The following is a 17,955-nucleotide window of genomic DNA, read 5'->3' on the forward strand; positions in this document are numbered from 1 at the left end:
GGGACGCGCGCGCGGAGTGGAGCACCGGAGTGACACCCGCTGGAGCGCCGGGAGATGCCCGCGGGGGCCCGGCCCCCCGGGAAGGGGTGCCGGGCCCCCGCGGGGGCCGATAATAAAAAGACAACAGCGGCGGGGGGTGGCCCGGGGGGGCCCGCCACCTGTGGCGGGGGGGGCGGCCCCCCGCGGTGAGCCATGAAGAAGAGCGACTACTGGTTCTGGTTCTCGCCCCGGTAGTACTCGAAGACCCAGCCGAACAGACCGACCATGATGACCGGAGCCGAGAAGTAGAGCAGCCACCAGCCGAAGGCCACCGCCATGAAGGCCAGTGCGCCACCGACGGCCAGGGAGAGCGGCTGCCAGCTGTGCGGGGAGAAGAATCCCAGCTCACCGGCGTCGTCGGCGACGTCCGCTTCCTTGTTGTCCTGCGCCCCGACATCCACCCGGCGCGCGGTGAACGCCAGGTAGTAGCCGATCATGATGCTCAGGCCGAAGGCGAGGAAGAGCGCCGTGGTGCCCGCCGGTTCCTTGGACCACACGCCATACACGATGGCCATGATCAGGATGAAGACGGCGAGCCAGATGAACATCCGGCCTTGGACCTTCACTTGCCGGCCTCCTTGCCGCCCGTGAGGGCCTTGTCATCGTCGGAGGCCCCGTGGTTCTCGAGCTGGTCGAGCGCCGCGATCTCCGGGTGGTGCAGATCGAAGGCCGGAGATTCGGAACGGATCCGCGGCAGCGTGAGGAAGTTGTGCCGCGGCGGCGGGCAGGAGGTCGCCCACTCCAGCGAACGGCCGTAGCCCCACGGGTCGTCGACCTCGACCTTCTTGCCGTACTTGGCGGTCTTCCAGACGTTGTAGAAGAACGGCAGGATCGACAGACCGAGCAGGAACGAGGCGATCGTGGAGATCGTGTTCAGCGTGGTGATGCCGTCGGCCGCCAGGTAGTCGGCGTAGCGGCGGGGCATGCCCTCCGCACCGAGCCAGTGCTGCACCAGGAACGTGCCGTGGAAGCCGATGAACAGCGTCCAGAAGGTGATCTTGCCGAGCCGCTCGTCCAGCATCTTGCCGGTGAACTTCGGCCACCAGAAGTGGAAGCCGGCGAACATCGCGAAGACCACGGTGCCGAACACCACGTAGTGGAAGTGGGCCACCACGAAGTACGAGTCCGAGACATGGAAGTCCATCGGCGGCGAGGCCAGGATGACACCGGTCAGACCACCGAAGGTGAAGGTGATCAGGAAGCCGATCGCCCAGAGCATCGGGGTCTCGAAGCTCAGCGACCCCTTCCACATGGTGCCGATCCAGTTGAAGAACTTGATACCGGTCGGGACCGCGATCAGGAACGTCATGAACGAGAAGAACGGTAGGAGTACGCCGCCCGTCACATACATGTGGTGCGCCCAGACCGTCACCGACAGACCGGCGATCGAGATCGTCGCGGCGATCAGCGAGATGTAGCCGAACATCGGCTTGCGGGAGAAGACCGGAATGATCTCGGAAATGATCCCGAAGAACGGCAGCGCGATGATGTACACCTCTGGATGGCCGAAGAACCAGAAGAGGTGTTGCCAGAGCAAGGCGCCGCCATTGGCCGCGTCGAAGACATGTGCCCCGAATTTACGATCCGCCTCCAGGGCGAACAGCGCGGCGGCCAGCACCGGGAAGGCCAGCAGCACCAGGACCGCGGTGAGCAGGACGTTCCAGACGAAGATCGGCATCCGGAACATCGTCATACCCGGAGCGCGCATGCAGATGATCGTGGTGATGAAGTTGACCGCACCGAGGATCGTGCCGAAGCCGGAGAAGGCCAGACCCATGATCCACATGTCCGCGCCCACACCCGGCGACCGGACCGCGTCCGACAGCGGGGAGTAGGCGAACCAGCCGAAGTCGGCCGCGCCCTGCGGGGTGAGGAAACCGCCCACCGCGATCAGCGAACCGAAGAGGTACAGCCAGTACGCGAACATGTTCAGCCGCGGGAACGCCACATCGGGCGCACCGATCTGCAGCGGCATGATCCAGTTCGTGAAGCCCGCGAACAGCGGGGTGGCGAACATCAGCAGCATGATCGTGCCATGCATGGTGAACGCCTGGTTGAACTGCTCGTTCGACATGATCTGCGTGCCCGGGCGGGCCAGCTCGGCGCGCATGAAGAGCGCCATCAGACCGCCGATGCAGAAGAACGCGAACGACGTGACGAGGTAGAGCGTGCCGATCGTCTTGTGGTCGGTGGTGGTCAGCCACTTGACGACGACATTGCCGGGCTGCTTGCGGCGCACGGGCAACTCGTCCTCGTACGAGGCGGTGGCGTCGGCACCCTGAGGTTCGTTGAGGATGCTCATGTGTTATTGGTCTCCGCGTTCTTGGCAGCGTCCGTCTGCTCAATGCCCGCCGGGATGTAGCCGGTCTGGCCCTTCTTCGCCAGGTCCTTCAGGTGCTGCTTGTAGCGCTCGGGCGACACTACCTTGACGTTGAAGAGCATCCGGGAGTGGTCGACGCCGCAGAGCTCGGCGCACTTGCCCATGAAGGTGCCCTCACGGTTCGGGGTGACCTCGAAGCGGTTGGTGTGACCCGGGATGACGTCCATCTTCATCAGGAAGGGGACCACCCAGAACGAGTGGATGACATCGCGGGAGGTCAGGATGAACTGGACCGATTCACCCTTCGGCAGCCACAGGGTGGGACCGGGGTTGCCGTTCTGGGGGTTCCGCTGGCCGGGCACACCGGCGTCGTAGACGCCCTCGGCGCCCTTGGGCACCGCGGAGAGCATCCGGTTGGGGATGGCCTCGATCTCCTTGGCGTTCTGCTTCGGAGTGGTGACCTTCCCGTCCACGTTCTCCATGTAGTTGAAGCCCCAGCTCCACTGGTAGCCCACGACGTTGATGACGTGGTCCGGCTTCTTGGAGGTCTTGAGGAGCTCGGTCTCATCGCGCGCGGTGAAGTAGAACAGCACCGAGACGATGATGATCGGGACCACGGTGTACAGCGCCTCGATGGGCATGTTGTACCGGGTCTGCGCGGGAACCTCGATCTTGGTCCTGCTGCGGCGGTGGAAGATGACCGCCCACAGGATCAGGCCCCAGACCAGAACGCCCGTGGCGAGCGCAGCCGCCCACGAGCCCTGCCACAGGGAGAGGATCCGCGGCGCCTCCTCCGTGACGGGGGTGGGCATTCCGAGGCGGGGGAAGTCCTTGGATGTGCAACCGGTGGCGGTCGCCAGGACCAAGCCCGCGGCCAGCGCCTGCAGCAGCTTCCGCCGCACCGGGCGCCGCGACGAGCGGTCGGAGCCGTTGGGACTCACGTAGCGCCTTCCCGAGAGTCTCGCCCGCGCGGTCAGCGGCGGCGATCTGTCTGGTCGGTCGCCGGCCCGGTGCGGGCAGGGGTTTGGATGTTTATGCGGACCAAACCCTACTGGACGCTATTTGGGGCCGCGCGGCCAGGGTGCCCAACGCGCCGGGCCGCACCCCGAAGGGGTGGAATCACCGGCTCAGCCAGCGGTTTTCGCCCCGGTACGGGGTGTTGAGGACCCCCGGATCGGGAGCGGCGGACGAGGGCGGTGGCACCGGTTCCGGTCGCCGTCACGGCTCCCCGCGGCACCCACCGGTTAGCGTTCCCATGTGTCCTACTTCGACGCGGCCTCGTCCGCTCCGCTGCACCCCGTCGCCCGGCAGGCGCTGCTCGCCGCCCTGGACGAGGGGTGGGCCGACCCCGCGCGGCTGTACCGCGAGGGGCGCCGCGCCCGGCTGCTGCTGGACGCCGCGCGGGAGGCGGCGGCGGAGGCCGTCGGCTGCCGCCCCGACGAGCTGGTGTTCACCCCATCGGGGACACGCGCACTGCACGACGGTATTGCCGGAGCGCTCGCGGGGCGCCGCCGGGCCGGCCGTCATCTGATCGTCTCCGCCGTCGAGCACTCCGCGGTGCTGCATGCCGCGGCCGCCCATGAGGCGGGCGGCGGCACGGTGACCGAGGTGGCGGTGGACCGCACCGGACGGGTCGCACCGGACGCCTATGCGCTCGCCCTGCGGGAGGCCCCGGGTCCCACCGCGCTGGCCTGTCTGCAGTCCGCCAACCACGAGGTCGGCACGGTGCAGCCGGTGGCCGAGACCGCGGAGGCGTGCGCGGAGGCGGGCGTACCGCTGCTGGTGGACGCGGCGCAGTCGGTCGGCTGGGGCGCGGTGGAGGGGAAGTGGTCGCTGCTGACCGCGAGCGCCCATAAATGGGGCGGCCCCCCGGGAGTGGGACTGCTCGCCGTCCGCAAGGGGGTGCGCTTCGCGCCCCAGGGACCGGCGGACGAACGGGAGTCGGGCCGCTCCCCCGGGTTCGGGAACCTCCCGGCCGTGGTCGCCGCCGCCGCCTCACTGCGCGCCGTGCGCGCGGAGGCGGACGCCGAGGCGGCACGGCTGCGGACCCTGGTGGACCGGATCCGGGCCCGGGTGCCGGAGCTGGTGCCGGATGTGGAGGTGGTGGGCGACCCGCGGCGGAGACTGCCGCATCTGGTCACCTTCTCGTGTCTCTATGTCGATGGGGAGACACTTCTGCATGAGCTGGACCGCGCGGAGTTCTCGGTGTCGTCCGGTTCCTCCTGCACCTCCTCCACCCTGACCCCGAGCCATGTGCTGCGGGCGATGGGGGTGCTGTCCGAGGGCAACATCCGGGTCTCGCTGCCGCGGGGGACGGACGCGACCGAGGTGGACCGGTTCCTGGAGCTGCTGCCGGGTGTGGTGCGGGAGGTCCGCGGCCGGCTCGGCGCCCCGGAGGCGGCGGGACCGCCCCCCGAGGTGGCCGGGGCTGCGGAGGCCGGGTCCCCGGCCGGGGCGGCGGAGGCCGGACCCGGGCTGGTGGTGGACTCGCTCGGCAAACGCTGCCCGATCCCGGTGATCGAGCTGGCCAAGGTGATCGGCGAGGTCCCGGTGGGCGGGGTGGTCACGGTGCTGTCCGACGACGAGGCGGCCCGGCTGGACATCCCGGCCTGGTGCGCCATGCGGGACCAGGAGTACGAGGGGGAGCGCCCGGCCGAGCGCGGGGTCGCCTACCGGGTCCGCCGCCGCACCTGATTCCCGGCGCCGCCCCCGGCGTCCGCCGGTCCCGGACGCGACCGGGACCGGCGGACCGGGGTGGTTCAGGCCAGGTGGTCGCTGACCTCGGCCGCGGCGTCATGGCCGTACGCCTTGGCGAACCGCTCCATGAAGTGGCCGCGGCGCAGTTCGTACTCCTGGGTGCCCACGGTCTCGATGACCAGGGTGGCGAGCATGCAGCCCACCTGGGCGGAGCGCTCCAGGGGCAGCCCCCAGGAGAGACCGGCGAGGAAGCCCGCGCGGAAGGCGTCGCCCACACCGGTCGGGTCGACCTTCTCCTCCTCCTCGGCGCAGCCGACGACGATCGGCTCCTCGCCCGAGCGCTCGATCCGCACGCCCTGGGCGCCCAGCGTGGTGACGCGGGTGCCGACCTTGGCGAGGATCTGCTCGGAGGTCCAGCCGGTCTTGGTCTCGATCAGCGCGGCCTCGTACTCGTTGGTGAAGAGGTACTCCGCCCCGCCGACCAGGATGCGGATGTCCTCGCCGTCCATCCGGGCGAGCTGCTGGGAGGGGTCGGCGGCGAAGGGGATGCCCCGGGTGCGGCACTCCTCGGTGTGCCGGACCATCGCCTCGGGGTCGTCGGCGCCGATGACCACCAGGTCGAGGCCGCCGACACGGTCGGCGACCGGCTTGAGCTCGATCTGCCGGGCCTCGCTCATGGCGCCGGTGTAGAAGGACGCGATCTGGTTGTGGTCGGCGTCGGTGGTGCAGACGAAGCGCGCGGTGTGCAGCACCTCGGAGATCCGCACCGAGGCGGTGTCCACGCCGTGGCGGTCCAGCCAGGCGCGGTACTCGGCGAAGTCCTCACCGGCCGCGCCGACCAGGATCGGGCGCAGACCCAGCACGCCCATGCCGAAGCAGATGTTGGGGCCCACGCCGCCGCGGCGGACGTCGAGGGTGTCGACCAGGAAGGAGAGGGAGACCGTATGGAGCTGGTCCGCGACGAGCTGCTCGGCGAAGCGGCCGGGGAAGGTCATCAGATGGTCGGTGGCGATGGAGCCGGTGACGGCGATACGCACGGAAGTCGCTCCTGCGGGGGCGGCGGCGGGGTCGGACCCCATACGCTATCGCCTTGCCACCCCTGTATGAACGTAAGAAACTACCCGATAGTAGGGCTTTTTTCGCCAGAGATCCGGTGCATACGGTGCGTATGCAGCAGATATTTCATCCGTGACCCCTTCGGACCGGGAGGCTCCCATGCCGGAGCACATGATCGACACTCTTCCCACCGGTGCCATCGAGCCCGAGTCACTGGAAGAGCTGCGCGGCCAGGGAGCACGGATGGTGCCGCACTGGCCGGTGACCGTCTCACCGCCCGCCGCACCGGTCTCCCCGTCGCGGATCCGGGGGGTCACCGTGCCTCCCGCGTCGGCACATCTGCTGGCTCAGATGTCCGATTACGGCGACTGACGGAACCGTACGCCCGTCCGCCCCGTCTCACCGGCGTCCCCTCGCGAGGGAATGGGACCGTACGAAGTGAGCGGAGCCGAAGGAGCGAAACGGTGAGCACCGAGGAGACCGACACCCCGCAGACCCCCGACGACGACCATGCGCGTCAGCGGCGGCGTTCGCCGCTGGCCGTGGTCTCGGTGGCGGCCGCGGTGCTGGTCGCCGGTGGCGGCGGGGCCTACTGGGCCTCGACCGCCGCGGACGGCAACGGCACGGCGGGCAAGGACGGATCGCCGAAACCCCTCGCGCTGGACGCCTACCCGTCGGCCGCACGCGAGGGCATCGCGCCCGGTGAGCCCGACCCGGGCGGGGGGCGCTATGTGACGGAGAAGAAGCTGCCCGAGGGCCCGGACTCGGCCCCGGTGTACCTGGCCGACCCCAAGGTCACCAAGGCCGAGGTGGCCCGGCTGGCCAAGGCGCTGGACGTATCCGGCGAACCCCGGGCCGACCACGGCTTCTGGAAGGTCGGGGGCGGCAAGGACTCGGCCCAGCCGGTGCTGCGGGTCAACCAGGAGGGCCCGGGAAGCTGGACCTACTCCCGTTACGGCACCCCCGCCGGTGGTGACTGCGTCCGGCTGCCGGGCTCGGAGGCCGGAGGCGGCAAGGGCAGTGGCAAGGGCGGCGCCACCTCGGACTGCCCGGTCTACCGGGACGGCGCATCCGGCAACAAGGGCGCTGACAAGAAGGGTGACGACCCCGCCCACTCGGAGCGCAGCGACGCCGATCACGACAAGGTGATCTCCGAGGCCGAGGCCAAGCGCACCGCCGAGCCGGTACTCAAGGCGCTCGGCCTGGACGACGCCAAGCTGGACGCGACCGGCCGGTACGCCGCCATCCGCACCGTCAACGCACAGCCGACGGTGGGCGATCTGCCGACGCACGGCTGGTCGACCAGTCTCCAGGTGGCCGCCGACGGCCAGTTGGTGGGCGGCAGCGGAACGCTGGCGACGCCCGCGGAGGACGACACCTATCCGCTGATCAGCGCGGCCGAGGCGCTGAAGAAGCTCAACGCGGCGACGAAGGGCCGGGGGCCGGCCACGGACGCGAACTGCCCCTCCGCCACCCCGGGCTCGGAAGAGTCGGGGTCGGGCGGCCAGATCGCACCGTGCGAGCCGAACCCGTCGGGGACGTCCGACAAGCTGATGGTGAGCAAGGCGACCCTGGGCCTGGCCTCGCAGATGGTGGACGGACGGCGGGCGCTGGTGCCGTCGTGGATCTTCGAGACCCGGCCCGCCGGGACCAACAAGGTCCCGATGGCCGTTCCGTACCCGGCGGTGCAGCCCAAGTACATCAAGAAGGCCGCCGGGACCGAGAGCCCCGGACAGGGGCAGAGCGGTGAGTCCGACCCGTCCGGCAGCAAGAAGATCAACCACGTGATCTCCTACACCACGGACGACAAGACCCTGACGCTGCGCTTCTGGGGCGGGGTCTGCAACACCTACTCGGTCTCCGCGGAGGAGACGTCGAAGCAGGTGACGGTGGAGATCAAGAGCAAGCCCAAGCACCCCGGGCGCAACTGTGTCCTGATCGCCAAGGAGATGACCGAGAAGGTCTCGCTGGACAAGCCGCTGGACGGCCGCAAGGTGGTCGACAAGTCGACCGACAAGACGGTGCCGCTGCGGAAGAAGTGAATCAGCACCGAGAAGGGGGCGGGGCCGGCCGGGGCCGCCCCCCGCTCGGGGGGTGAGCGGGGGGGGGGGGGCCGCGCGGGGAGACGTCACACACCCCCGACACGGCGGCGGCCCCGCCCGGCCCCGCCCCCTTCTCGTGCGTTCAGCGGTGAGCGCGCGTCCGCGCGGAAGGGCTCAGCTGAAGGAGTCGCCGCAGGCGCAGGAGCCCGTGGCGTTCGGGTTGTCGATCGTGAAGCCCTGCTTCTCGATGGTGTCGACGAAGTCGATCGAGGCGCCACCCAGGTACGGAGCGCTCATCCGGTCGGTGACGACCTTGACGCCGTCGAAGTCCTTGACGACGTCGCCGTCGAGCGAACGCTCGTCGAAGAAGAGCTGATAGCGCAGGCCGGAGCAGCCGCCGGGCTGGACGGCGACGCGCAGCGCGAGATCGTCACGGCCCTCCTGCTCCAGCAGGCTCTTGACCTTCGACGCGGCGGCGTCGGACAGGATGATGCCCTCGCTCGCGGTGGTCTCGTCCTGAACGGTCATCTGCTTCTCTCCCGGGTTGTACGGACTGCTTGCCGTCGGCACAAACCAACGGCCCCCCGGATTCATTCCGGGCCCATCGCTTTCGTGCTGCGTTCTTCATGCTCGCACACGGCCCGGCACACCGGGAATGCGTCACATCGACATGATGCCCATCGTCAAAGTGACGTGAAGCAGTTATGATAGATAGCGTCATTTTGACGATTAGCAGGCATCAGGGTTTCCCAGCGAAGAAAGAAGGGTGCGTGACGTGACCACGGCCCAGCCCCTCGACGTGCAGCCGACACCGCTCGCTCTGCTGCTCCTCGGCCGAGAGGCCGACCCGCGGAGCGAGCGCGGTGTGGAGTGCCCCGGAGACCTTCCGGCGCCCTCCGACCCGGATCTGGTGGCCCGCGCCCGCGCGGCCAAGGAGAAGCTCGGGGACAAGGTCTTCGTGCTCGGCCACCACTACCAGCGCGACGAGGTCATCGAGTTCGCCGACGTCACCGGGGACTCCTTCAAGCTCGCCCGGGACGCCGCGGCCCGGCCGGACGCGGAGTACATCGTCTTCTGCGGTGTGCACTTCATGGCGGAGTCCGCCGACATCCTCACCGGCGACGACCAGCAGGTCGTCCTCCCCGACCTGGCGGCGGGCTGCTCCATGGCCGATATGGCCACCGCCGAGCAGGTCGCCGAGTGCTGGGACGTCCTGACCGAGGCGGGCGTGGCCGGGGCGACGGTGCCGGTCTCGTACATGAACTCCTCGGCGGACATCAAGGCGTTCACCGGTAAGCACGGCGGCACCATCTGCACCTCCTCCAACGCCAAGCGTGCTCTGGACTGGGCCTTCGGCCAGGGGGAGAAGGTGCTGTTCCTGCCCGACCAGCACCTGGGGCGCAATACGGCCGTCCGCGACATGGGCATGTCGCTGGAGGACTGTGTCGTCTACAACCCGCACAAGCCGGGCGGCGGGCTGACCGCCGAGCAGCTTCGCGCGGCGAAGATGATCCTCTGGCGCGGCCACTGCTCGGTGCACGGCCGGTTCTCGCTGGAGTCGGTCGAGGACGTCCGGGCCCGCATACCGGGCGTCAACGTCCTGGTGCACCCCGAGTGCAAGCACGAGGTGGTCGCCGCCGCGGACTACGTGGGCTCGACCGAGTACATCATCAAGGCCCTGGAGGCCGCGCCCGCCGGGTCCAAGTGGGCCATCGGCACCGAGCTGAACCTGGTCCGGCGGCTGGCGAACCGGTTCGCCGACGAGGGCAAGGAGATCGTCTTCCTCGACAAGACGGTCTGCTTCTGCTCGACCATGAACCGCATCGACCTGCCGCACCTGGTCTGGGCGCTGGAGTCGCTGGCCGCGGGCAAGGTGGTCAACCGCATCCAGGTCGACCCGGAGACCGAGAGCTTCGCCAAGCTGGCGCTGGAGCGGATGCTGGCGCTGCCGTAACGGGCGGCGGACGCGTGTATGCCGGACGGGGCGCGGGGCCGAGGGGCTCCGCGCCCCGTCCGCCGTATCGGGCGCGTGAGGCTTCTCGGACGCGTCAGCCGTCTCGTCTCCGGCGGGTCAGGTCCCCGGGCGTACCAGGCCCGTCTCGTAGGAGATCACCACGAGCTGGGCCCGGTCCCGCGCCCCCAGCTTGGCCATCGCCCGGTTCACATGGGTCTTGACCGTCAGCGGGCTGACCTCCAGCAGCGCGGCGATCTCATCGTTGGACAGCCCCCCGGCGACCTGGACCAGCACCTCGCGTTCGCGCACCGTGAGCGCGTCCAGCCGGCTCGCGTCATAGGCGGACTCACCGCCGTCCCGGGCCCCCTCGCCCTGGGCCAGGAAGCGGGCGATCAGCCCCTTGGTGGCGGCCGGGGAGAGCAGCGCCTCACCCGCCGCCGCGATCCGGATCGCGGACAGCAGCTCCTCGGGCTCGGCGCCCTTGCCGAGGAAGCCGCTGGCGCCCGCCCGCAGCGAGTCCACCACGTACTCATCGACCTCGAAGGTGGTCAGCATGACCACCCGGACATCGGTCAGCTCCGGATCCTCGCTGATCAGGCGGGTTGCGGTCAGTCCGTCGGTCCCGGGCATCCGGATGTCCATCAGGACCACGTCCGCGCCCTCGGACCGGACGATCTCGACCGCCTCCGCACCGTCGGACGCCTCCCCCACCACCTCCATGTCCGGATCGGAGTCCACCAGCACACGGAACGCACTGCGCAGCAACGCCTGGTCATCGGCGAGCAGCACCTTGATCGTCATGAGTCCCCTCCCATACGGCTCTGCAGCGGAAGTCTCACCCGCACCCGGAAGCCACCGTCGGGCAGGGCACCCGCCTCACAGCTACCGCGCAGCGCGGTGACCCGCTCCCGCATCCCGATCAGCCCGTGCCCGCCGCCGTGCTCATCGTCCAGCGGCGCCGCGGGCACCCGGGGCTCGGACACCTCCGTACCGGACGCCCCGGCGGTCCGGGGCTCCGCCCCCGCTCCGTCGTCCACGACGGTGATCTCCAGTGCGCTGCGGTCCCGGACGATGGTGATCCGGACGGTGGCCTCGGGCCCGGCGTGCTTGTGCACATTGGTCAGCGCCTCCTGGACCACGCGGTACGCGGTGAGGTCCACCGAACCCGCCAGGGGGCCGAGGTCGCGCGGCTCGGCGTCCACCTCGACCCGCATCCCCACCCGGGCGAACCCCTCCACGAGCTGGTCCAGCACACCGAGGCCGGGGGCCGGTTCGGTGGGCGCTGCGGGGTCGCCGTACTGCCGCAGCAGGCCGACCGTGGCACGCAGTTCGTCCAGCGCCGAGCGGCTGGCCTCACGGACGTGGGCGAGCGCCTCCTTGGCCTGGTCGGGGCGGCTGTCCATGACGTGCGAGGCCACTCCGGCCTGCACATTGACCAGGGCGATGTGGTGGGCGACCACATCGTGCAGCTCCCGGGCGATCCGCAGCCGCTCCTCGGCCACCCGGCGGCGCGCCTCCTCCTCACGGGTGCGCTCGGCCCGTACCGCCCGCTCCTCGATGGCGGCGATGTAGGCGCGGCGGCTGCGCACCGCGTCGCCCGCGGCGGCGGCCAGCCCGGCCCAGGCGAAGATGCCCAGGTTCTCCTGGGAGTACCAGGGGCTGATCCCGAAAAGCATCGCGGTCCCGGTCAGCAGCACCGCGGTGATGAATCCGACGCGCCAGGTGGTGGGGCGGTCGGTGCTGGCCGCGAGGGTGTACAGCGCCACCACCACGCCCAGCACGATCGCGGTGCGCGGCGGTCCGCTCCGGGAGGTGGTGATCTCCACCACGGTGATCGCCGAGGTGATCGCCAGCACCGTGACCGGCTTGTGCCGGCGGAACACCAGGGACGCCGAGGAGACCAGCGCCAGCAGGACGAAGACCAGGCCGATGTGGTGTCCGCGCAGACGCGGGTTGGCCACCGCGCCGATGATGATGAACGCGAAGACGCCGACGGCCACCAGGAGGTCCAGGGCCCTCGGGTGCGCGGCCAGCCAGCGGTGGGGACGGGCCAGGCCCGGCCCCACGGAGAGGGGAGTCACGGGATCCAACGGTATGCGCCGTCCCGGGCCGCCCCGCTCCGGGGGCGGCCCGTGCCCGGCGGACGAAGGGGGCACGACCTGTGCTGGAGTGCGACCGGCGCTAGCCGGGGATCAGGCCGTCGTCCTTGAGCATCGCCTTGACTTCCTCGAGGGTGGCCTCCGGGGCGGGCAGGATCAGCTCGGACGGTTCCAGGGAGTCGTCCGGCAGCGGTTCGCCCGCCGAGCGCACGGCGTCGAGGAGCGCGCCGAGCGTCCGCCGGAAGCCGTCCTGGTCACCACTCTCGACCTCGGTGAGCAGCTCGTCGTCCAGCTTGTTCAGTGCGTGCAGATGACTTTCGGCCACCTGCACCTGGCCCTCCCCCATGATCCGTACGATCACGACGCCCTCCTGGAGTGGGAGACCTCGCCCGGTGGGGGCGCGGGCTACTGCTTGTCGAACTTGTGCTGCCCCTGGGACTGCTGCGACCCGTTCTGCTGACCGCTCTCGAGCGCCTGCTGGGAGCCGCCGCCGGCCAGCTCGGCCTTCATCCGCTGGAGCTCCAGCTCCACGTCCGTACCGCCGGAGATCCGGTCCAGCTCGGCCGCGATGTCATCCTTGGTGGCCATCCCGGACTGGTCGTCGAGGGCGCCGGAGGCCAGCAGCTCGTCGATGGCACCCGCGCGGGCCTGGAGCTGCGCGGTCTTGTCCTCGGCGCGCTGGATCGCCATGCCGACGTCGCCCATCTCCTCGGAGATACCGGAGAACGCCTCGCCGATCCGGGTCTGCGCCTGGGCCGCGGTGTAAGTGGCCTTGATGGTCTCCTTGCGGGTGCGGAAGGCGTCCACCTTGGCCTGGAGCCGCTGGGCCGCCAGGGTGAGCTTCTCCTCCTCGCCCTGGAGGGTCTGGTGCTGTGTCTCCAGGTCGGTGACCTGCTGCTGGAGCGCGGCACGGCGGGAGAGCGCCTCACGCGCCAGGTCCTCGCGGCCGAGCGCCAGCGCCTTGCGGCCCTGGTCCTCCAGCTTGGTGGACTGGCCCTGGAGCTGATTGAGCTGGAGCTCCAGGCGCTTGCGGGAGGTGGCCACGTCGGCGACGCCGCGGCGGACCTTCTGGAGCAGCTCAAGCTGCTTCTGGTACGAGTAGTCAAGGGTCTCGCGCGGGTCCTCGGCCCGGTCCAGGGCCTTGTTGGCCTTCGCGCGGAAGATCATCCCCATACGCTTCATGACACCGCTCATGGGCCTCGCGCGCCCCCTTCTGACGGACTGAGACTCCAGCACTCCAACAGACCCAGCCTACGGGCCCTGCTTCCATTACCGCACTGTTCGGGCCCGCTCGCGCTCCTCCTCCAGGACGATCGACAAGCCGGCGTCTCCAGCGCAAGGAGTAGGTGACCGCTGTGTCCCGATTCCGGCGGTCCGCCGTTGCCGGATCGTTCCCCGTGAGGCTGGGGCGCACACCCGTGAACCCGTACCCTTGGGCTTTGTGTTCCGAAGCCGTTCCAAGGATGAGCAGGCCGCCACCGCCAAGGTGACCGCGGACCAGCCGCAGCAGCCCCGTGACCCGCAGGCGCCCAAGGGCCGCCCCACGCCCAAGCGCAGCGACTCCCAGTCGCAGCGCCGCAGCCTGGCGAAGACCCCGGCCACCCGCAAGGACTCCGCCAAGCGCCAGCGGGAGGCCCGCCGAAGCGACCTGGCCCGTCAGCGCGAGGCCCTCGCCAGTGGCGACGAGCGCTACCTGCCGGCCCGCGACAAGGGTCCGGTGCGCCGCTTCGCCCGTGACTTCGTCGACTCGCGCTTCGTCGTCGCCGAGTTCTTCCTGCCGCTCGCGGTGGTCATCCTGGTGCTGAGCATGATCCGTGCCGGTGCCATGCAGAGCTATGTGCTGCTGCTGTGGATGGTCGTCATCGTGATGATCGTGATCAACTCGTTCATCATCGCCTTCCAGCTCAAGCGCCGGCTGCGCCAGCGGTTCCCCGACGAGAACCTGCGCGGGGCCGTGCCGTACGCCCTGATGCGAACCCTCCAGATGCGCCGACTGCGGCTGCCCAAGCCGCAGGTCAAGCGCGGAGAGAAGCCCTGAGCGGGACCTCCGCGGACCGCAGCGGGAAACCGTCCGGCTTCGCCGGAGGGGCCGAGGGCTGGCTGAGCCGTCTCGGGGGCCTGCGGAACACCCTCCGCCAGGCACTGGTCGCCCAACAGCTCGACGAGCAGATCACCGCCCGCTATCCGGTGGGCCGGCGGCTGCGGGTGCTCGACGTCGGCCTCGGCCAGGGCACCCAGGCCCTGCGGCTGGCCCGGGCGGGCCATGAGGTGACCGGTCTTGAGTCCGACCCCACCATGATGGCCGCGGTGCGCACCGCGCTCGCGGAGGAGCCGGAGGGCATCCGGGCCCGGGTGCGGCTGCTGGAGGGCGACGGCCGGGACACCGGTGCGCACTTCCTGCCGGGCACCTTCGACGTGGTGCTCTGCCACGGTGTGCTGATGTACGTGTCCGAACCGGATCCGCTGCTGGCGGGGCTGGCCCGGGTGCTGGCGCCGGGCGGGCTGCTGTCGCTGCTGGTGCGCAACGCCGACGCACTGGCGATGCGGCCGGGTCTCGCCGGGAACTGGGACACCGCGCTGGCCGCGTTCGACTCGCCCTCCTACACCAACCGGATCGGGCTGCGGGTGCGTGCCGACCGGCGCGCGGAGCTGACCGAGACGCTCACCGCGATCGGCGCTCCGCTGCACGCCTGGTACGGGGTGCGGGTCTTCACCGACCAGGCCGCGGGCGACACCCCGCCCCCGCCCTCCCCGGAGTGGGAGCGGCTGCTGGCGGCCGAGGAGCGGGCCGGGCGCACCGATCCGTACCGCTCGGTGGCGGCCCTGCTGCATCTGTGCGGGGTACGCGGCGGCTGACCCGCCGCACCGGGCGCGGATCGCCCGGGACGGAGCCGGAACGGAGAGGTGGCGGCGCCACGGGGGCGCCGCCACCTTCCGGCTCTCCGGGGGCTCTCAGCCCCCGGCGCTCATTCGCCCCTGAGGCTCATCGGGCCGTAGATCTTGGTGCCGTCCTCGAAGAGGATGACCTGCTCGGCCCCTCCCTCCAGGAGCGCCTTCCACTCCTCACCGATCCATGACTCCGCATCCCCCTGGGTCGGGAACTCCTCCGGCTGTACCGCGGGCTTCGTCTCCGTCCCGTCGGACTTCTCGAACCGCCACGTCCACGCCATGTTCGCCTCCTCCGTCCCGTCGGCCGACGGGTGACGCCCGCCGGTCCACAGGTGATATCTGCCCGCAGCCTAGGCGACTGATCACTCCGTACGGGGTGGCCCCGCGCGACCCGCGCGAGCGGACGCGAGACGATCGGGGCGTGGAACTCACACTTCTGGGCACCGGAGCCCCCGACGGGCTGCCACGGCACGACTGCCCCTGCGCGGCCTGCGCCACGGCCGTCGGCGACGAGGCACGGGCCGCGACGGCCCTGCTGATCGACGGCGCGCTGCTCCTGGACCTCACCCCGGGAGCCGCCTTCGCCGCGGCCCGCGCCGGGTACTCGCTGGTCGGGGTGCGGCAGGTGCTGCTGTCGCATCCGCACGCGGGTCCGGCCGTGGAGTTCCCCGCCGGACTGCCCGCCCCGGGGCGGGTGCCGGACGGCCGTGAGCTGTCCCTGATCAGCGGCCACCGGGTGCGGGCGGTCGCCCTGGACTCCCCCGGCACCGGCTACGCGGTCACCGGGCCCGACGGCACCCGGCTGCTGTACCTGCCGCCCGGTGCCGCCCCCGCCGGACTGCCCGAACAGGCCCAGCCGTACGACATGGTGGTGCTGGACGTGCTCGACCGCCCCGACGCGCTGGCCCGGCTGCGGGCGGGCGGGGCCGTGGGCGCGACCACCGACGTCCTGGCGGTCCACATCGACCACACCGTTCCGCCCGGCCGTGAACTGCACCGGCGGCTGGCCACGGCGGGCGCGCGGGCGGTCCCGGACGGCCGGACGGTGATCGTCGGCGAGTACCACGCGGTACCGGACCTGCCGCGGCGCACCCTGGTGCTGGGCGGCGCCCGCTCCGGCAAGTCCCTGGAGGCCGAGCGGCGGCTGGCCGCCTTCCCCGAGGTGCTGTACGTGGCCACCGGCGGCGTCCGCGACGGCGACCCCGAATGGGCCGCCCGGATCGCCGCCCACCGCGACCGGCGGCCCGGCTCCTGGCGCACCACCGAGACCTGCGAACTGGCCCCGCTGCTGGCCGAGGACGGTCCGCCGCTGCTGATCGACTGTCTGGCACTGTGGCTCACCGACGCGATGGACTCCGTCGGGGCGTGGGACGACGAGAAGTGGGCGCACGGCGGTGAACGCGCCCTGCGCGAGCGGGTGGACGCCCTGGTGGCCGCGGTCCGGGGAACCGGCCGCACGCTGGTGGCGGTCAGCAACGAGGTGGGCGCGGGCGTGGTCCCGGCGACCGCCTCGGGCCGCCGCTTCCGCGATGAACTGGGGCGGCTGAACGCGGCGTTCGCGGCCGAGTGCGAACAGGTGCTGCTGGTGGTGGCGGGCCAGGCGCTGCCGTTGCGCGGCTGACCGGACCCGCGCGCACGGTACGCCGCGCACCGGGGGCGCACCCCGGGAGGCCCGACGGTAGGGTTCGCGGCGTGAGTGCCCTGAATCTCGATGACTTCGTCGATCTGATCGAGCGCCCCGACGGGAGCGTCCGCCGCGATGCCGAGGAGCGCCGGGCACGGCTCGCGCCACCGGCCGACGCGCTGGGGCGGCTGGACGAGCTGGGTGAGTGGCTGGCCGCCGCCCAGCAGCGGGTTCCGGTGCGGCCCGTGGAGCGCCCCCGGGTGGTGCTGTTCGCGGGCGACCACGGCGTCGCCGGCCTCGGTGTCTCCGCGCGTCCCGCCGGAGGCGCCCGGCGGCTGGTGCGCGCGGTGCTCGACGGTGAGAGCCCCGTGGCGATCCTCGCCCGCCGCTTCGACGTCCCGGTGCGCGTGATCGACATGGCCCTGGACTGCGATCCGGCCGAGCTGCCCGAGGAGGTCACCCGGCACCGGGTGCGCCGGGGCTCGGGACGGCTGGACATCGAGGACGCCCTGACCCACGAGGAAGCCGAGCAGGCGTTCCGCACCGGGATGGCGATCGCCGACGAGGAGGCCGACGCGGGCACGGACCTGCTGGTCCTGGGCGATCTGAGCGTCGGCGGCACCACCGCGGCGGCGACCCTGATCGCGGCGCTGTGCGGTACCGACGCCTCCGTGGTCACCGGCCGCGGCGGAGCCGGGATCGACGATCTGGCCTGGATGCGCAAGTGCGCCGCGATCCGGGACGGGCTGCGCCGGGCGCGTCCGGTCCTCGGCGACCAGCTCCAGCTACTGGCCACCGTCGGCGGCGCCGACCTCGCCGCGATCACCGGATTCCTGCTCCAGAGCGCGGTGCGCCGCACCCCGGTGATCCTGGACGGCGTGGTCTCGGCGGCGGGCGCGCTGGTCGCCCAGCGGGTGGCGTTCCGTGCCCCGGACTGGTGGCTGGCCGGTCAGAACAGCGGTGAACCGGCGCAGGAGAAGGCGCTGGACCGGATCGCGCTCACCCCTCTGCTCGACCACGGCGTCACGGTGGGAGAGGGGACGGGGGCGCTGCTGGCCCTGCCCCTGGTGCAGGCGGCCGCGGCCCTGGCGGCGGAACTGCCCGAGCGCGAGGACGCCGGGGACGCGGAGGCCGGAGACACGGCAGCCGGGGAGACCGCAGCCGAGCAGGACTGAGCGACGACCGCACGCAGCGGTTGAGCGGTCCGGACATATCAGACACGATGGTCCGGACCG

18 protein-coding genes are annotated in these 17,955 nt (G+C 71.2%); 8 read left to right on the plus strand and 10 right to left on the minus strand.

The features are described 5' to 3' along the window. Positions 1-206 precede the first annotated feature (206 nt). The 3 genes from NMK44_RS15455 to ctaC are packed head-to-tail and all read right to left on the minus strand — an operon-like array spanning position 207 to position 3,300. Positions 207-605, minus strand: coding sequence for a cytochrome c oxidase subunit 4 (locus NMK44_RS15455; protein WP_254743299.1), 399 nt, complete (start codon positions 603-605; stop codon positions 207-209). Next, positions 602-2,341, minus strand: a complete 1,740-nt coding sequence (gene ctaD / locus NMK44_RS15460) for an aa3-type cytochrome oxidase subunit I (RefSeq protein WP_254743302.1) — start codon at positions 2,339-2,341, stop codon at positions 602-604. The genes NMK44_RS15455 and ctaD overlap by 4 nt, the downstream gene beginning before the upstream one ends. After that, positions 2,338-3,300, minus strand: a complete 963-nt coding sequence (ctaC, locus tag NMK44_RS15465) for an aa3-type cytochrome oxidase subunit II (RefSeq protein WP_254743305.1) — start codon at positions 3,298-3,300, stop codon at positions 2,338-2,340. The genes ctaD and ctaC overlap by 4 nt, the downstream gene beginning before the upstream one ends. A gap of 316 nt (positions 3,301-3,616) precedes the next feature. Here ctaC and NMK44_RS15470 point away from each other — a divergent pair, with 316 nt between their 5' ends. Beyond that, positions 3,617-5,053, plus strand: coding sequence for a cysteine desulfurase/sulfurtransferase TusA family protein (locus NMK44_RS15470; RefSeq protein WP_254743308.1), 1,437 nt, complete (start codon positions 3,617-3,619; stop codon positions 5,051-5,053). A 65-nt stretch (positions 5,054-5,118) separates the two neighbouring features. Here the strand turns inward: NMK44_RS15470 and NMK44_RS15475 are convergent, their stop codons facing one another. Next, positions 5,119-6,093: a carbohydrate kinase family protein gene (locus NMK44_RS15475; protein WP_254743310.1), complete on the minus strand. Its 975-nt coding sequence runs from the start codon at positions 6,091-6,093 to the stop codon at positions 5,119-5,121. Between the two features lie 178 nt (positions 6,094-6,271). Between NMK44_RS15475 and NMK44_RS15480 the strand changes: the two genes are divergently transcribed. After that, a complete protein-coding gene (locus tag NMK44_RS15480; RefSeq protein ID WP_254743312.1) occupies positions 6,272-6,484 on the plus strand; it encodes a hypothetical protein in 213 nt (70 codons plus the stop codon). A gap of 92 nt (positions 6,485-6,576) precedes the next feature. Beyond that, positions 6,577-8,154 carry a hypothetical protein gene (locus tag NMK44_RS15485; protein ID WP_254743314.1) on the plus strand — a complete coding sequence of 526 codons (1,578 nt, stop codon included), beginning with the start codon at positions 6,577-6,579 and terminating at the stop codon, positions 8,152-8,154. A gap of 174 nt (positions 8,155-8,328) precedes the next feature. Here the strand turns inward: NMK44_RS15485 and erpA are convergent, their stop codons facing one another. After that, positions 8,329-8,682 carry an iron-sulfur cluster insertion protein ErpA gene (gene erpA / locus NMK44_RS15490; RefSeq protein ID WP_135340779.1) on the minus strand — a complete coding sequence of 118 codons (354 nt, stop codon included), beginning with the start codon at positions 8,680-8,682 and terminating at the stop codon, positions 8,329-8,331. 238 nt (positions 8,683-8,920) lie between these two features. Between erpA and nadA the strand changes: the two genes are divergently transcribed. Further along, complete coding sequence (gene nadA / locus NMK44_RS15495) at positions 8,921-10,108, plus strand: quinolinate synthase NadA (protein ID WP_254743316.1); 1,188 nt, start codon at positions 8,921-8,923, stop codon at positions 10,106-10,108. A gap of 117 nt (positions 10,109-10,225) precedes the next feature. Here nadA and NMK44_RS15500 read toward each other — a convergent pair whose 3' ends face one another. From NMK44_RS15500 to NMK44_RS15515, 4 genes are all read right to left on the minus strand, one after another. Continuing rightward, a complete protein-coding gene (locus NMK44_RS15500; RefSeq protein WP_254743318.1) occupies positions 10,226-10,909 on the minus strand; it encodes a response regulator in 684 nt (227 codons plus the stop codon). After that, a complete protein-coding gene (locus NMK44_RS15505; protein WP_254743320.1) occupies positions 10,906-12,198 on the minus strand; it encodes a sensor histidine kinase in 1,293 nt (430 codons plus the stop codon). The genes NMK44_RS15500 and NMK44_RS15505 overlap by 4 nt, the downstream gene beginning before the upstream one ends. A 91-nt stretch (positions 12,199-12,289) precedes the next feature. Continuing rightward, on the minus strand, positions 12,290-12,568 hold the full coding sequence (pspAA, locus tag NMK44_RS15510; RefSeq protein ID WP_254743322.1) for a PspA-associated protein PspAA: 279 nt from the start codon (positions 12,566-12,568) through the stop codon (positions 12,290-12,292). Positions 12,569-12,612: 44 nt separating this feature from the next. Then, positions 12,613-13,401, minus strand: a complete 789-nt coding sequence (locus NMK44_RS15515; RefSeq protein ID WP_374215276.1) for a PspA/IM30 family protein — start codon at positions 13,399-13,401, stop codon at positions 12,613-12,615. 247 nt (positions 13,402-13,648) lie between these two features. Here NMK44_RS15515 and NMK44_RS15520 point away from each other — a divergent pair, with 247 nt between their 5' ends. Both NMK44_RS15520 and NMK44_RS15525 read left to right on the plus strand, forming a co-directional pair. Next, entirely contained in the window at positions 13,649-14,245 is a 597-nt protein-coding gene (locus NMK44_RS15520) for a DUF3043 domain-containing protein (RefSeq protein ID WP_254743324.1), read from the plus strand. 149 nt (positions 14,246-14,394) lie between these two features. After that, positions 14,395-15,063, plus strand: coding sequence for a class I SAM-dependent methyltransferase (locus NMK44_RS15525; protein ID WP_374215277.1), 669 nt, complete (start codon positions 14,395-14,397; stop codon positions 15,061-15,063). A gap of 110 nt (positions 15,064-15,173) precedes the next feature. On the opposite strand, the gene NMK44_RS15530 is transcribed toward NMK44_RS15525, so the two are convergent. Beyond that, the gene (locus NMK44_RS15530) at positions 15,174-15,377 is read right to left on the minus strand and encodes a hypothetical protein (protein WP_254743325.1); all 204 of its coding nucleotides are present in this window, start codon (positions 15,375-15,377) and stop codon (positions 15,174-15,176) included. A 140-nt stretch (positions 15,378-15,517) separates the two neighbouring features. On the opposite strand from NMK44_RS15530, the gene NMK44_RS15535 reads away from it, so the two are divergent. Then, positions 15,518-16,717, plus strand: coding sequence for a bifunctional adenosylcobinamide kinase/adenosylcobinamide-phosphate guanylyltransferase (locus NMK44_RS15535; protein ID WP_254743327.1), 1,200 nt, complete (start codon positions 15,518-15,520; stop codon positions 16,715-16,717). A gap of 71 nt (positions 16,718-16,788) precedes the next feature. After that, a complete protein-coding gene (cobT, locus tag NMK44_RS15540; RefSeq protein WP_254743329.1) occupies positions 16,789-17,895 on the plus strand; it encodes a nicotinate-nucleotide--dimethylbenzimidazole phosphoribosyltransferase in 1,107 nt (368 codons plus the stop codon). The last annotated feature ends 60 nt before the right edge of the window (positions 17,896-17,955 follow it).

The organism is Streptomyces cucumeris (genome assembly GCF_024295805.1).
In the GTDB taxonomy this organism is placed as follows: domain Bacteria; phylum Actinomycetota; class Actinomycetes; order Streptomycetales; family Streptomycetaceae; genus Streptomyces; species Streptomyces cucumeris.